The 14,613-nt window shown below is 50.9% G+C and carries 13 protein-coding genes; 7 read left to right on the forward strand and 6 right to left on the reverse strand.

Annotated features, from left to right (window positions below; translation table 11 throughout):
* Positions 1-4: 4 nt before the first annotated feature.
* The 3 genes from B5D63_RS31865 to B5D63_RS31875 all read right to left on the reverse strand — a co-directional run bounded on the left by B5D63_RS31865 (position 5) and on the right by B5D63_RS31875 (position 3,391).
* Positions 5-1,057, reverse strand: coding sequence for a FecR family protein (locus B5D63_RS31865; protein ID WP_159456249.1), 1,053 nt, complete (start codon positions 1,055-1,057; stop codon positions 5-7).
* Between the two features lie 68 nt (positions 1,058-1,125).
* Positions 1,126-1,791, reverse strand: a complete 666-nt coding sequence (locus B5D63_RS31870; RefSeq protein WP_143313252.1) for a sigma-70 family RNA polymerase sigma factor — start codon at positions 1,789-1,791, stop codon at positions 1,126-1,128.
* Positions 1,792-2,059: 268 nt separating this feature from the next.
* Positions 2,060-3,391: a DEAD/DEAH box helicase gene (locus tag B5D63_RS31875; protein WP_078672944.1), complete on the reverse strand. Its 1,332-nt coding sequence runs from the start codon at positions 3,389-3,391 to the stop codon at positions 2,060-2,062.
* A 118-nt stretch (positions 3,392-3,509) separates the two neighbouring features.
* Between B5D63_RS31875 and B5D63_RS31880 the strand changes: the two genes are divergently transcribed.
* On the forward strand, positions 3,510-4,433 hold the full coding sequence (locus B5D63_RS31880) for an NADP-dependent oxidoreductase (RefSeq protein WP_078672945.1): 924 nt from the start codon (positions 3,510-3,512) through the stop codon (positions 4,431-4,433).
* 90 nt (positions 4,434-4,523) lie between these two features.
* Here B5D63_RS31880 and B5D63_RS31885 read toward each other — a convergent pair whose 3' ends face one another.
* Positions 4,524-4,940 (reverse strand): winged helix-turn-helix transcriptional regulator, encoded by a 417-nt coding sequence (locus tag B5D63_RS31885; protein ID WP_235021682.1) that lies wholly within the window; start codon positions 4,938-4,940, stop codon positions 4,524-4,526.
* 278 nt (positions 4,941-5,218) lie between these two features.
* Here B5D63_RS31885 and B5D63_RS31890 point away from each other — a divergent pair, with 278 nt between their 5' ends.
* Together B5D63_RS31890 and B5D63_RS31895 are read left to right on the forward strand one after the other, a co-directional pair.
* Positions 5,219-5,926 carry a DsbA family oxidoreductase gene (locus B5D63_RS31890; protein ID WP_078673060.1) on the forward strand — a complete coding sequence of 236 codons (708 nt, stop codon included), beginning with the start codon at positions 5,219-5,221 and terminating at the stop codon, positions 5,924-5,926.
* A gap of 55 nt (positions 5,927-5,981) precedes the next feature.
* Positions 5,982-6,938 (forward strand): ion channel, encoded by a 957-nt coding sequence (locus tag B5D63_RS31895; protein WP_078672946.1) that lies wholly within the window; start codon positions 5,982-5,984, stop codon positions 6,936-6,938.
* Between the two features lie 146 nt (positions 6,939-7,084).
* Here the strand turns inward: B5D63_RS31895 and B5D63_RS31900 are convergent, their stop codons facing one another.
* Entirely contained in the window at positions 7,085-8,539 is a 1,455-nt protein-coding gene (locus tag B5D63_RS31900) for a sodium:solute symporter (RefSeq protein WP_078672947.1), read from the reverse strand.
* Between the two features lie 197 nt (positions 8,540-8,736).
* Here B5D63_RS31900 and B5D63_RS31905 point away from each other — a divergent pair, with 197 nt between their 5' ends.
* Positions 8,737-9,672, forward strand: a complete 936-nt coding sequence (locus tag B5D63_RS31905) for a bifunctional helix-turn-helix transcriptional regulator/GNAT family N-acetyltransferase (RefSeq protein WP_078673061.1) — start codon at positions 8,737-8,739, stop codon at positions 9,670-9,672.
* A gap of 129 nt (positions 9,673-9,801) precedes the next feature.
* On the opposite strand, the gene B5D63_RS31910 is transcribed toward B5D63_RS31905, so the two are convergent.
* A complete protein-coding gene (locus tag B5D63_RS31910) occupies positions 9,802-10,260 on the reverse strand; it encodes a DinB family protein (protein WP_078672948.1) in 459 nt (152 codons plus the stop codon).
* 52 nt (positions 10,261-10,312) lie between these two features.
* On the opposite strand from B5D63_RS31910, the gene B5D63_RS31915 reads away from it, so the two are divergent.
* The 3 genes from B5D63_RS31915 to aspT all read left to right on the forward strand — a co-directional run bounded on the left by B5D63_RS31915 (position 10,313) and on the right by aspT (position 14,315).
* Positions 10,313-11,950, forward strand: coding sequence for an acyl-CoA carboxylase subunit beta (locus B5D63_RS31915; RefSeq protein WP_200817145.1), 1,638 nt, complete (start codon positions 10,313-10,315; stop codon positions 11,948-11,950).
* 134 nt (positions 11,951-12,084) lie between these two features.
* Entirely contained in the window at positions 12,085-12,543 is a 459-nt protein-coding gene (gene rnhA / locus B5D63_RS31920) for a ribonuclease HI (protein WP_078672949.1), read from the forward strand.
* Between the two features lie 56 nt (positions 12,544-12,599).
* A complete protein-coding gene (gene aspT / locus B5D63_RS31925) occupies positions 12,600-14,315 on the forward strand; it encodes an aspartate-alanine antiporter (protein ID WP_078672950.1) in 1,716 nt (571 codons plus the stop codon).
* Positions 14,316-14,613 lie beyond the last annotated feature (298 nt).

The following is a 14,613-nucleotide window of genomic DNA, read 5'->3' on the forward strand; positions in this document are numbered from 1 at the left end:
GGACCTATTGAAGCGGGTGCATACTGTCGTCCGCCGGCGGTGCCTGGGCGGGCAGCAGGACGCCGGCAGGAAGTGGTTCGCCGCCGGGGCTTGCAATGAATAACTTGTGGATGGTCCGGGAGGTGTCTATCACACCATGGAGGCCGTAATGGCGTAAAGCAAGTGTTTTGAGTCCGGCAAGGGTTACGCTGGAAAAATAAAACTGCTTTTTGCGCCAGGCGTCTGCCTCCTGTTCTGTGAAGTGCCGGATGTCAAATGTGCGGGCGCTGTCATTGTAAATCAGTTGCTGACCGGGCCGCAGCAGGACTTGCCGGCTGCCGGCGGTCAAACGGAGGGAGCCTTCTGTAAGGGATATACGAATATGATGAGGGGTATGCGTATTCACATGGAAACTGGTGCCCAGCACCTGCACAGTGCTGTTGGGCAGTTGCAGTACAAAGGGCTGATGGGGGTTGGCTGCGATTTTGAAATAAGCTTCGCCGTTCAGGGACGTTTCCCGGACCGTTTTGTCGAAGCTGAAGGGAAATTTCAGTTGCGAGCCTGCATTGAGCCAGATTTCCGTGCCGTCGGCAAGGGTGATTTTATAGTGGCTGCGATCCGGAACGGTGAGCGTGTTGACGCCGGCCGGAAGGCCAACGGCTGTTAGCAGGGAAAGACTGCCGGCTTGCACGGGCAACGGCTTTTGGCGGATAGACAGCGTTGCAGGGGCGTTGGTCAGCGGGTGAACGGTCCCGTCGGCCAGGGCTAGGTTGGCAACGGTCGTTGCGGGTGGCGGCGTTACGTCTGCAGCCGCACGAACGCCGTGGGAGCTATAAAAATACCAGTATACTAAAAATGCCGCCAGGAATATGCTGACAGCGGCGCCCCATTTGAAAAAGGGAGGATAGGCTGACCCTTCGGTAATGCTGTAGGTATTGCGCCAGCGCGCTTTTTCCTGCAGCTGTTTGCCGCTCTCAATGGCCTTCCACATCTCACGGGCCTCCGGTACCTCCTCCAGGTAAGCATCCAGCAATGCTTCATCGGCGGCGGAAATAATACCGGCTTTCTTTTCTGTCATCAACTGAAATATGGACGTGAGATTTTTCATCAATCATAATAACAGAAATAATATCCGGACGGGGTATCTCAGAAGCGGATTTTTTCCAATAACTGACGGAGGGTCTTCAGGGCAGAGGCCACATGTTTTTTGACGGTTTCTTCGCTGATGTCCATAACAGCGGCTATCTCCTTGCGGGTTTTATGTTCCTGGTAGGCCAGCCGGAATACCTGCGATTGTTTCTGGGGCAACAGGTTGATGGCGCCTTCCAGCTGCGCCCGCAGCTCACTTTTTTCGAGCTTGCTGTCCGGCGTCACATAAGGCGGATGCTGCAGCCAGGCCAACCGCTTTTTCCGGGTCTCGTCTTTTGAAATCCTGTTCAGGCATCGGTTCTTGATGCTCACGAAAAGGAAGTTCTTCAACGTGGTGATCGTACTCAGGTCTATCCGCTTATATAACGCATGCTGCCAGAAATCAATAAAGAATTCCTGTACCAGCTCCCGGGACTCTTCCTCGTCCTGAAGTATGGTCATGGCGGTAATTAACAGCCACTCGCGGTAAAGATGGTAGAAGTGGTCAAAAGCCTCCACACTACCGGTCTTCAGCGCGGCCAGTAATTCAATATCGTTATTATGGGCATTCATGCGTTGTATGTAGTTAGTCTGCCGGGGGAGGGTATTAGCCCCGGAAACAGCTGTTCTACGCTGGTTTTCGTCATACAGTGTAATGATTGATCGGGCTTCTGCTGTTGCCAAGCATAAATTTTCTGGTATATTCGATTCGTAATGGTCTGCCGGATTTTTCGGAAGATACTGAATTTTGTTAATCAATTGTTAATCGTTCTTAGGCAACGTGAAATACTAACCGGGTGTTAACAGATTCTGCAAAAAATTGATTTTTAATAAGATAGGATAAAGTTGTTGACGTAAATGCCCCAGCGGCGGGTGGAAAAAAATACCAAAATGAACAAAAAGAAATCCCTGCCCTTCAAAAGGCAGGGATAAGCGGTTTCAACCGTATGAGTTATTTTTTCCTGGGTTTGCGTTTTTTCGGCTTGCCGTACTTCAGCATCATTTTCTCCTTGTGACTGACCTTTTGATTGGTCTTCATGTTCTTGGCGAGCTTCTGGTGGAAAGCGGGGCCGGCATCTTCCCGTTTGGGCGCCTTCACCAGCGTATTGCGCATAAATACCTTCGGCTTTTCGTCTTCCGTCAGCACATCGGAGATTTCCAGGTCCTCCGGTAAGGGCGCCTCCGGAATGCGGTAGTTCATCAATGCTTCAATAGCTGCCAGCTCTTCTGTCTCCTGGTCTTTGGTGAGCAGAATAGCGATCCCCTTTTTATCGGCGCGGCCGGTACGCCCGATGCGGTGGATATAATTTTCCGGTACTTCCGGCGTGTCAAAGTTGATCACATGGCTCACCTCCGCGATGTCCAGCCCGCGGGCAATAATATCGGTCGCAATCAGGAAACGGTAATGGCCGGCCTGGAACTGGTTGACCGTATTAAAACGATGATTTTGTTCTTTATTGGAATGGATGATGCCCACTTTATCGGGAAACTTGGCCTGCAGCTGCTCATACAGATCGTCGGCCAGTTTTTTGGTGCCGGCGAAGATGAGGGTCTTGACCATGCTCTCGTCGCGGGTGATCAGCAATTCCAGCAGGTTTACCTTGGTATTGAAATTGGGCACCCGGTACAGCACCTGGTCGATGTTTTCCAGCGGTGTGCCCGTGGGCGCCGCTTCTATCATAATAGGATTGTTGAAGTGCGTTTTTATCATCGCCTCCACCTCTTCGGTGATGGTAGCGGAGAACATCAGGTTTTGACGGCGCGGAGGCAGCAGGTCCATGATATTGGTCAGCTGCATCCGGAAGCCGAGGTTCAGCATCTCGTCCACCTCATCGATGATCAGTTTTTTGATGGACTTTACTTTGAGCGCGCCACTGAGGATAATATCGTATAGGCGTCCGGGTGTGGCCACCAGGATGTCTACCTTGTTTTGCACCGCGGCCATCTGCGGGTTCATATTCACCCCGCCGTAAACGCCCATTACCTCCACACTCATGTAAGTGGTCAGCTTTTTTATCGATTCCACTACCTGTACCACCAGCTCGCGCGTAGGCACCATAATGAGCACCTGCGGATGTTTCTCCTTGGTAAACTTAAACTGCCGCAAGGTAGGAAGCAGGTATGCGAAGGTTTTACCCGTACCGGTCTGGGCAATGCCGCATACATCCTGTCCGGACATAATCACGGAGAAAGCCCGTTGCTGTATGGTGGTTGGCTTTGTAAAGCCCAGTTCGTCGAGGGCGTTGCGTAATGGTGTGTTCAGATTTAAATCCCCAAATGTCATGTTTCTACAAAATATGAACGGCGAAGGTAAACAATATTTTTGGCCTGTGGCTGTAAAGGCCCATTCCGCATGAATCCTGACGGCTTTTCGTTACATTTAAGCCAGTAAAAATAATGGTATGAAGGATATACATGTACAGGCAATACGCGTGCACGCCTACGGCGGATCAGATCAGTTGCGCCTGGAAGAGGTGCCGGTGCCGGCGCCCGGACCAGGGGAGGTGTTAATCAATATCGTGGCCAGCGGGGTCAATCCTATCGACTGGAAAATCAGGGAAGGTATGATGCAGAAACCGTTGCCCTACATTCCGGGAGTAGAGGCTTCCGGCGTGGTGGTGGCCCTTGGTGAAGGGGTGACGGACAAAAAAGTAGGACAGGCGGTGTATGGCGCGGTTGACGGCTCCTATGCCGCCTGTGCAGTAGCGCCTGCTGAATTGTTGTTCCCTAAACCTACCCATCTGTCATTTGAGGAAGCGGCAGCCTGCGGTGGCGCCAAAACCGCCTGGGGCGCACTCTTCGACGTTGGTAAACTGGCCAAAGGGCAACGGGTGCTTATTCATGCCGGCGCCGGAGGGGTAGGGCATTTCGCCGTGCAACTGGCGTACAATGCCGGCGCCTATGTGATCGCTACCAGTTCGGCTGAAAACACGGACTTCGTGAAGTCTCTCGGCGCTTCGGAAGTGATTGACTATACCGCAGCTCCCTTTGAAACGCAAACCGGCCCCGTAGATGTGGTGCTGGACACTGTTGGCGGCGATACGCTCGACCGTTCGTATCAACTGGTGAAACCGGGAGGTGTCCTGTTATGCCTTGTGCAGCAGCCGTCGCCGGAAAAGGCCGCATCCGCCGGCATCCGCGCGGTATGGGCCGGCACCAAAACGCTGCATGCCATGCAGGAAGTCGCTAAATTGCTGGAAAAAGACCTGGTCCGCCCTGCCGTCCGGAAAGTGTTCACACCCTTGTCCGCTGCCGCGGCAGCACAGGACTACAGCCAGTTGGGCGGGCCCGGAAGAGGTAAGATCGTGCTAAAAATAGAAGCGTAGTGAGTGAAGGCAAAGCCTGGGAAACGAGCGACAGCAGCAATAACAAATCCCTTAGCTTGCTTCAAATAAAACACATCGTGGCCCGGGGCTTTAGCCCTGGGCTTCTGATGATCCGAATATCGTTTTCCGGTGTTGTGTGCCCCAGGCATACAACGCGTCAATCACCGGGTTCAGCGTGGCGGCGTACGGTGTCAGGGTATATTCCACGCTTACCGGCTGACTGTCAAATACGCTGCGTTTGATCAGCTTATGTGCCTCCAGGTCTTTCAGCTCCTTGGACAATACTTTGGAGGTGATCCTGGGTATATTTCTTTCAATATCGCGGAACCGTTTGTGGCCGCGGGAGATAGCGATAATGATCGGCAGCTTCCACTTGCCGTTGATGACGTCCAGCGCGTCCCTTACCGGCATGATCACACCCAGGCAATCTTTATGGTCGCCCGTCTCCATACATTTTTCCTTCGCCGTTAAAACGGGTTCCTGTTCTGCTATTATGTCTGCCCCCATATAAATTTTTGTATTTAGATATTTTGTTATTTAAATTAATTTAATTATAAATGTATTATAATATAATAGTCAAATAATTAAATAATTAAATTATTAAATAATTAAATTATTTAATTATCATTCTTTCAAGTGCCCCCGGTGGCTCCATCGTCCAACCGTAAAATATTCCCGATGATTTGGTTACTTTTTGTATAGTGCTATCCTTTTGGTTACTGGTAACTTTTGGAAAGCAAAAATAATAACTTTGCAGTAGTTTTTTATCATAAAGCATGAATAAGATGAAAGTAGAAATATGGTCAGACATCATGTGCCCGTTTTGTTACATCGGCAAACGCAAATTTGAAGCGGCACTGGAAAAATTCCCGGAGAAAGACAAAATAGAAGTGGAGTGGAAGAGCTTTCAGCTCAACCCCGACCTGAAATCCATGCCCGGCACAGATGTATATGAATACCTGGCGAAGCACAAAGGCATCTCCCGGGAGCAGTCTGTACAAATGCATCAGCAGGTGACACAATCGGCCAGCGAAGTGGGACTGACCTACAACTTTGATCAGGCGGTAGTGGCCAATTCTTTTGACGCTCACCGGTTGATACAATTGGCGAAAGTGCACAAACTGGGCGCTGTGGCCGAAGAAAAACTCTTTATTGCCTATTTCACAGAAGGAAAAGATATTTCAGATCATGAGACGCTGGTCAATATTGGAGAAGCCATTGGGCTGGACCGCAAGCTGGTGGCAGATACGCTGGCCTCCGGTGAATTTGCCGGCGCGGTCAACCTGGATGTCCGTGAGGCAGAGCAGCTGGGCGCCCGCGGAGTTCCGTTTTTTGTGCTGGACCGTAAATACGGGGTGGCCGGCGCACAACCGTCCGAAGCCTTTACACAAGCCCTTACCCAGGCTTACGGAGAATGGCGTAAAACACAACCCCTGACCACGCTGGACATTACGGATGGCGCTTCCTGTTCGGTAGACGGGACCTGCGATTAAGATCGGATGGAGATGACATTATTCTGTTAGCTTTGTTGTTCAAACTATCTGTTTTATGTCGCTCCTTAAAAGGATCAACCCTTTCTCCAAACAAAACGACGAAACCGGCTTCGGTACCAATCCCAATGGCTACGGAGGCCGGTTTATCAACCGCGATGGCAGCTTTAACATCCGCCGTGAAGGCCGTCCGTTCTGGGACCGGTTCAGCGTGTATCATTCGCTGCTCAACCTGTCGGCGTGGAAATTTACCTGCGTCATTCTCCTGTTTTATTTCTCCATCAATCTCCTGTACACCGGCATTTACTGGCTGCTGGGGACTGAGCAGTTTCAGGGCATTATCGGGCAAACCGCCTGGGCGCGCCTGAAAGAGATTTTTTTCTTCAGCACGGAAACCTTTACCACTGTTGGTTATGGCCGGGTAAACCCCGTCGGCGATGGCGCCAATATGGTGGCAGCCATCGAAGCCATGACGGGCTTCCTGTCCTTTGCGGTGGCCACCGGTCTGATGTATGGCCGTTTTTCCCGGCCGCGGGCGCACCTCGTGTTCAGTGATCATGCCCTCATTGCTCCCTATAAGGATATGACCGGCCTGATGTTCCGCTTTGCTTCCTATAAAGACAATCACACGCTCACCAATGTGGACGTGACAGTGACCATAGGGCTGCAGATAGTGGAAGACGGCACACCTGTGTATAAGTTCTATTCATTGCCCCTGGAAAGAGGAAAGATTGAAAGTCTGTCCATGAACTGGACAGTCGTACATCCCATCGATGACAACAGCCCGCTGCTGGGCTTTACAGCCGAGGATATGCGGAATGCCGACGTAGAGATCTATGTCCTGGTAAAAGGTTTTAACGATGTATACGCCAATACGGTATTGCAACGTACTTCCTACACCTACGAGGAAATACAGTTCAACCGGAAGTTTATTCCCATGTACCGGGAAAGTGAAAATGGCAGGACCACCATTCTTGAATTACACCTGCTTAATAAGTCGAGGGAAATTAACTGATTGGTCCAGGAAGAAAAAAAGAGGCTGTCTCAATAGTAATTTTTCCCCGATTTTATCCGGGTACCTGATGGCGGGAGTTTTCGTTTACGCAATTCTCAACGCCTTCCAATTACTTTTGAGACAGCCCCTTTTTTTAAGGAGAGATATTATTTAACAAATTCTTTTTTGGTTGAGATCATCAGCAGGCCAATATAGGTAAAGGCGCCGTTGATGATCAGCAGCTCCAGCCCGATCTGGAACTGGTTGAACAGCAGGGACTGACAGGTGTCTACCACATAACAGAGGATGGGCGCTACCACGCAAACGATCGGTACGAGGCGGTCGTTGACGGTGCGTTTGCTCAGAATGCCGAAGGCGAAAAGGCCCAGCAGCGGTCCGTAGGTGTAGGTGGCCACTTTCAGGATCACGCCGATCATGCTGGGGTTGTTGACCCATTCAAACACCATAACAAACAACAGGAAGATGAAAGCCATCAGCAGGTGGATACGCTGGCGGACTTGTTTTTTCCGCGCTTCGTCCCAGTCGGTGCGGCGTTGCAAATCCAGGATGTCGATACAGATGGAGGAGGTAAGGGCCGTCATGGCGCCGTCGGCACTGGGGAACAGCGCGGATATCAACGCAATGATGAAGATCACGGAGATCACCGGCGGCATATGGTGCAGGGCCAGTTCCGGGAACAAGGCGTCGCCGGTGGCGCTTACCTGTTGCCGGGCACCGTAGAGGTGCAACAGGCCGCCGAGGAACAGGAACAGGCCAATTACGATCAGCATGATGAAGGCGAGCGATACCATGTTTTTCTTGGAGTCACGCAGTGTTTTCACGGAAATGTTTTTTTGCATCATCTCCTGGTCAAGGCCGGTCATGGTAATGGTAATAAACGCCCCGGCCAGTATCTGCTTGACGAAAAACAGTTTACTGTTGGGATCAAATTCGAAGATCCGGGTAAGTCCTTTTTCCTGCATGGCCGCAATACTCTGGCCCATGTTCATGTCCATGGCATGCAGAATGTAGAACACGCAGATGATAAGGCCTGCCAGCATACAGGTAGTTTGCAGCGTATCCGTGTATACGATGGTTTTTACCCCGCCCTCGTAGGTATACACCAGGATCATAAAGAGAATGATCAACGTCGTGAGCCAGAAGGGCACGCCAAAGCTGGAGAGGATGGCGTCCTGCAGGATGCGTACCACCAGGTATAACCTGGCCGTAGCCCCCAGGGTGCGTGACAGGATGAAGAAAGAAGCGCCCGTTTTGTACGACAGTACGCCAAAGCGCGTGTTGAGATAGTTGTAGATAGAGGTCAGCTGCAGCCGGTAATAAAGCGGTATCAGCACATAGGCAATGGTGATGTACCCGATAAAGTAACCCAGCGTGATCTGGAAATAGGTAAAGGCGTCTTTGCCGACGGCTCCGGGAACACTGACGAAAGTAACACCGCTCAGTGAAGTGCCAATCATCCCGAATGCTACCAGCATCCAGTTACTGTTCCTGTTGCCGATGAAAAAGGAGTCGTTGTTAGATCCACGGCCGGTGTACCAGGCGACAATCAATAAGATAACAAAGTAAGCAATGACGAACGAAAATAATAATCCTGGTGACATAACTGTATTTTAATCAAGACCGCACCGCAATATAAAGTGCTAAATCACAAATATAACATCTTACCCTATTGAGTGTATGTGGACGATAAGGGTGATTTTTACACGATGGTCCCCCCGGAATAACTATTTGCCTTAGTCAAATAAAATAGTTGACAATGTCAAGTATTTTCGTATTTTTGACTGAAATACAGATTTATATGTCGTCTAACGATGCGCTGATAGCGGATGTTCGTCATTTTAACCGCTTTTATACCGGGGTAGTGGGCCTGCTGGACCAGCATATCCTCGAAAGCAAATTTTCCCTTTCTGAAGTAAGGGTGTTGTATGAGATCGGGGACCAGGAAAAGTGTACCGCCGGTCAGTTGATCAACGTCATGAAGATAGACGGGGGATATCTGAGCCGCATCCTTAAGAAGTTTGAAACGGCGGGGTTGATCACCCGGCACCAGTCACCTGCCGACGGCCGGACCTTCTTGCTGCAGCTGACTGCCAAAGGCCGTAAGCTGATGACCGGCCTTAATGAAAGGTCTTCCGACCATATCCGGCAGCTACTGGAGCCACTGGAAGAACCGCAGCGCCTCCGGGTGACCGGTGCCATGAAAACGATCGAAACGGTATTGTCGGGCACCGCCCCTGCGGCAACTTCGGATATCCATTTCCGTTATGACCTGCAGCCGGGCGATATCGGTTACCTGATATACCTGCACGGAGAACTGTATGCCAAAGAATGTGGCTATAATTTTGAGTTTGAATCCTATGTATGTAAAACCTTCCTGGACTTCCTGTCCACCTACAATGCCAACAAAGACCGGGTGTTCCTGGCGATTGCGGATAATAAGATCGTGGGGGCGGTAGCGATACTGGGTTCTTCCCGTTACCTCGCCCAGCTGCGCTGGTTCATCGTGCATCCCGACTACAGGGGCCGGGGAGTGGGCAAACGCCTGTTCGCCGATGCTATCGCCTTTTGCCGGGAAAAAAATTACCAGAACGTATACCTGATGACGACCAGCCTGCAATCAACCGCCATCGATATTTACAAAAAGGCGGGCTTCCGCAAAACAGGGGAGAAGTTTCTGCAGCTATGGGGGCAGCAGCAGTATGAACAGCGTTATGATATGGACCTGACACAGTAATTTTGAGATTTCTGGATGTATGGATTTTGGATTTTGGAATTTCAGGAATGAACTTGTCCTGAAATGCTATAATCGAAGGCTGGTTTTATCCCCCGAAATCCGGAAGTCACAAATTCCAAAATCCGTAAATCAAAGATATCTACGTAATAATACAATCTGCCCCAGATGATAGGCGTCGTGTTCTGCGAGGCCCTGCAAGTAATAAATCGCTTTTTTGTCCGTCCCGGGGAAGGTGTCGAACAGTTCCGCTTCCGGGAACTTGCGGATAGTGGCTGCCATCTGGTCAAAAGAATGTTCCAGTCGGTGGATGGTGGCCTGCCAGTTTTCTTCCCCGTGGTTTTCCGGCATGTAAAAATCGGGGAGGTCTCCGTCTTTTTCAGGTGGTTCGTTATGCATGTACCGTTCTACCCGCTGGTGCCAGAAGATAACATGGTTCACGATCTGCCAGATGTTATTGGAGCCGTTCAGGGTTTTTACCGCCTGACGCGCGTCGATGCGGGAAAGATGTTCCCTGAAAGTTACATCCAGCCAGGGTTTCCCATTATATAACGCTTCAATGGAAGAAGCGAGGTGTTCTGTAAGCTGCATAATTCGTAATTTAACTTATTTGTCGGTATTTTTAAAGTAAAACCCAAACGTTATGAACCAAGTGGATCTGGAAACGAACAAGAACGAAGATGCCATGAGACTGGCCATCAGCACCATGAAACAGCGCCTCGGTGTTATTGAGCAGGGCGGCGGAAAAAAAAGCCTGGAAAAGGTACGCCAGCGGGGCAAACTGACGGCCAGGGAACGTATTCAATATCTGATAGACAAAGACACCCCTTTTACTGAAATCGGCGCCTTTGCTGCTTATGACATGTACGCCGAATATGGTGGTTGCCCCGCTGCCGGTACCGTTGGCGGTATAGGCTATGTAAGCGGTCGCCAGTGTATGATCGTGGCCAACGACATGACGGTAAAAGCCGGCGCCTGGTTTCCCATGACCGGCAAAAAGAACCTGCGCCTGCAGGAAATAGCCATGGAAAATCATCTTCCGGTCATCTACCTGGTAGACAGCGCCGGGGTATTCCTGCCTATGCAGGATGAAATATTTCCCGATAAGGAACACTTTGGCCGCATCTTCCGCAACAACGCCCGTATGAGCGCCATGGGCATTACCCAGATCGCCGCCGTGATGGGCAGCTGCGTGGCTGGCGGCGCCTATCTCCCCATCATGAGCGATGAAGTGCTGATGGTGGAAGGCAACGGCTCTATCTTCCTCGCCGGTCCCTACCTCGTTAAAGCCGCTATCGGCGAAGACGTAGATGCGGAAACGTTAGGCGGCGCCGTTACCCACACCGAAATTTCAGGTATAGCCGACTATAAATTCAAAACAGATGAAGAGTGCCTCGATCAGATAAAACGGATCGTCAGCAAAATAGGACAGGGCCCCACTGCCGGCTTTGACCGCGTTGAACCGGCAGCGCCCGAACTGCCGGAGACAGAGCTGCACAGCGTACTGCCGGCAGATAGCTCCCGCCCCTACGATATGCTCGATGTTATCCACCGCCTGGTAGACAATTCCGCGTTCGACCAGTATAAACAGGATTACGGCAAAAGCATCCTTTGCGGCTACGCCCGCATCGATGGCTGGGCCGTGGGCATCGTGGCCAATCAGCGTAAAATCGTGAAAAGCCGCAAAGGGGAAATGCAGATGGGCGGCGTTATTTATAACGACAGCGCCGATAAAGCAGCCCGCTTCATTATGAACTGCAACCAGAAAAAAATTCCGCTGGTATTTTTGCAGGACGTGACAGGCTTTATGGTGGGCAGCCGCAGCGAACACGCCGGCATCATTAAAGACGGCGCCAAACTGGTCAACGCGGTGTCCAACTCCGTTGTGCCCAAAATCACCATCATCATCGGTAACTCCTATGGCGCAGGCAACTACGCCATGTGTGGCAAGGCCTATGATCCCCGCTTTATCTACGCATGGCCTTCCGCTAAAATAGCAGTGATGGGCGGCGAACAGGCGGCTAAAACACTGCTGCAGATACAGGTGGCCTCCCTCAAGGCAAAAGGCCAGGAAATCACGCCGGAGGAAGAAGCACGCCTGCTGAAAGAAATCACAGATAAATACAACAGCCAGACCACCCCTTACTATGCCGCTGCCCGCCTCTGGGTAGATGATATCATCGACCCTGCCGATACCCGCCGGCATATCTCTGAAAGCATCAAAGCCGCTAACAATGCGCCGGTTGAACAAGCGTTCAACGTAGGGGTGTTCCAGGTATAGTCATTTTGATATTTGGTTATTTTGATATTTGGTTATTTTGATATTTTGTTGGCCCCCTGCGTAATAACGGATTCAATAAAATATCAAAATAACCAAATATCAAAATAACCAAATGAACGTTATATTTGCGCGCTATGGCAGAATTGCAGATATATACGGATGGCGCTTCCCGCGGCAATCCCGGACCCGGAGGTTACGGCGTGGTATTATTATGGGGCAGCATGCGCAAGGAATTGTCGCAGGGTTACCGTAAAACCACCAACAACCGGATGGAGCTGCTGGCGGTGATCACCGCACTGGAAGCACTGAAGAAAGACGGACTGGCAATGACCATCTTTACCGACAGTAAATATGTGGTGGACAGTATTGAGAAAGGATGGATATGGGGCTGGGTAAAGACCGGTTTTAAAGATAAAAAGAACAAAGACCTGTGGATGCGTTTTATTCCGCTCTACAGAAAACACAAAGTGAAAATGCAGTGGGTGAAAGGCCATGCCAGCAATCCGCTGAACAATCGCTGCGATGAACTGGCCACGCAGGCTGCCGACAGTGGCAACTGGCTGATAGACCAGGGCTTCGAAAGCGGAAATTAACCATCGCCGAACCAACTGGCGGCCCGGATTGTAATATAAACGGAAAAACTTCGTTTATGCTTACCTGGCTGATAGAAACCCTTCAGAAATACCCGGAAATCGCTGTCATGTTAACCCTGCTCATTGGCTTCCTCCTGGGCAAAATACGTATCAAAGGTTTTACACTCGGTACCGTAACCGGCGTATTGCTGATGGGGATCGTCATCGGTGGCATACACATCCAGATACCGGGTGCGGCCAAATCCATTTTTTTCCTGCTGTTCCTGTTTTGTACCGGCTACAGCATCGGGCCCCAGTTTTTTCAGGGACTCAAAAAAGATGGGCTGCCGATAGCAGCCTTCTCTTTTATCGTTTGCTGCAGCAGCCTCTTTTTTTGCTGGGTCCTCGCTTCCATCCTGCGGTTTGATACAGGCACAACCGCCGGGCTGATGTCCGGCGCCAATACCTGCTCCGCGATTATCGGCGTTGCTTCCAATACCATCAATGAACTGGACATCAGCATGGCGGACAAGGAGCGGCTGGTCAACCAGATCCCGGTGGCCTATGCCGTGACCTACATCTTCGGGACCGCCGGCACCAGCTGGTTTCTGTCGGTCATCGGCCCCTGGTTCATGTCCGGGAGCAGGGAAAAACTGATAGAAGAAACCCGTAAACTGGAAGCGACCCTCACCGACACCAATGCGGAAGACGATGGAGATATTAAAAATGCGTATGACCGTGTGGCTTTCCGCGCATACCTCGTCAACAATGAACTGGTAGGAGAAGAAGGAAAATCGGTGGCGGAACTGGAAGCATTTTTCCGGCGTAAGAAAAGAGTGTTGTATGTGCTGCGCGTCAGGAGGGAAGGGGAGATGATGGAGACGCCGCAGGATTTTGTGGTCCGTCAGGGAGATATTATAGCTGTCGGCGGGCAACGGTCCGCTGCCATCGCTTCAGGCACTATGCTGGGCAAGGAAGTCGCCGATGCCGACCTGCTGACATTCCCGGTACAGGCTATCAATGTTGTGATCAGTAAAAATACCGCCATCAATAGACCCATTAAGTTGCTGGTACGGCAGCCGCAGCTGCATGGTATCAGTGTCCGGAAAATTACGCGCGCCGGTATTGAGATACCGCTGGAAGCCAATACCATCGTACAAAAAGGCGATGTAGCCGAACTGGTGGGCATACAGGAAGAACTGGACCTTGCCGTGCCTATCCTGGGATTTAAGGAGCGGGCCGGTGTGGAAACGGATATTCCCTACCTGGCGGGCGGTATTGCCCTGGGCACCCTGGTGGGCGCTATGAGCGTGCGGTTCGGTAATGTGCCGGTAGAGCTGAGCACCAGCGGCGGCGCATTGCTGGCCGGTCTTTTCTTTGGCTGGCTGCGCAGCATCAATCCGCGCTTCGGATACATCCCGCCTGCGTCGCAGTGGGTGCTCACCAAACTGGGGCTTCATGTGTTCATTGCCATCGTGGGACTTACCGCCAGCGATGGGTTTTTACAGGGACTGAAGCAGGAAGGCCTGACGCTGTTCCTCGCCGGTCTTGTATTGAGCCTGTTGCCCATGGTAGTAGCGCTGTTCCTCTCCAAATATGTTTTCAAATTCCATCCTGCCATTGGTTTGGGGGCCTGCGCCGGCGCACATGACGAGTCCGCGCCGCTGCTGGCGGTGCAGGATGCGCTGAACAGCAAGGTGCCCGCGCTGGGTTACACGGTTGCTTATGCCGTCGCGAATATTACACTCACCACGTCCGGTGTCATCATTGTACTGTTAATGCACAAAGGGTAAGATCAATATATGGGTCCCTTCATCGACATAAACAACGGCAAACGGTCATCTTCCCAAAACAGGAGAATGATTTTTTCTCATAAATAAAATACAGGATAAGTTTTCTTCCATAAATGAAAACAGGATAAGTTGCCCCTCATAAATAAAAAGCAGGGTTGGTTTCCTTCAAATGCAGCAGAATCACCATTGCGAGTCGCCGTTCATCCCTGCAATCAGGGAATCAGTAATAATCATAACGATCATAGTTCAACTTTTTTAACATTTCTTTTGTTGTTTACGTACAAACACCATAGTTTTG

It is taken from the genome of Chitinophaga eiseniae (assembly GCF_900167135.1).
GTDB classification, from domain to species: Bacteria; Bacteroidota; Bacteroidia; order Chitinophagales; family Chitinophagaceae; genus Chitinophaga; species Chitinophaga eiseniae.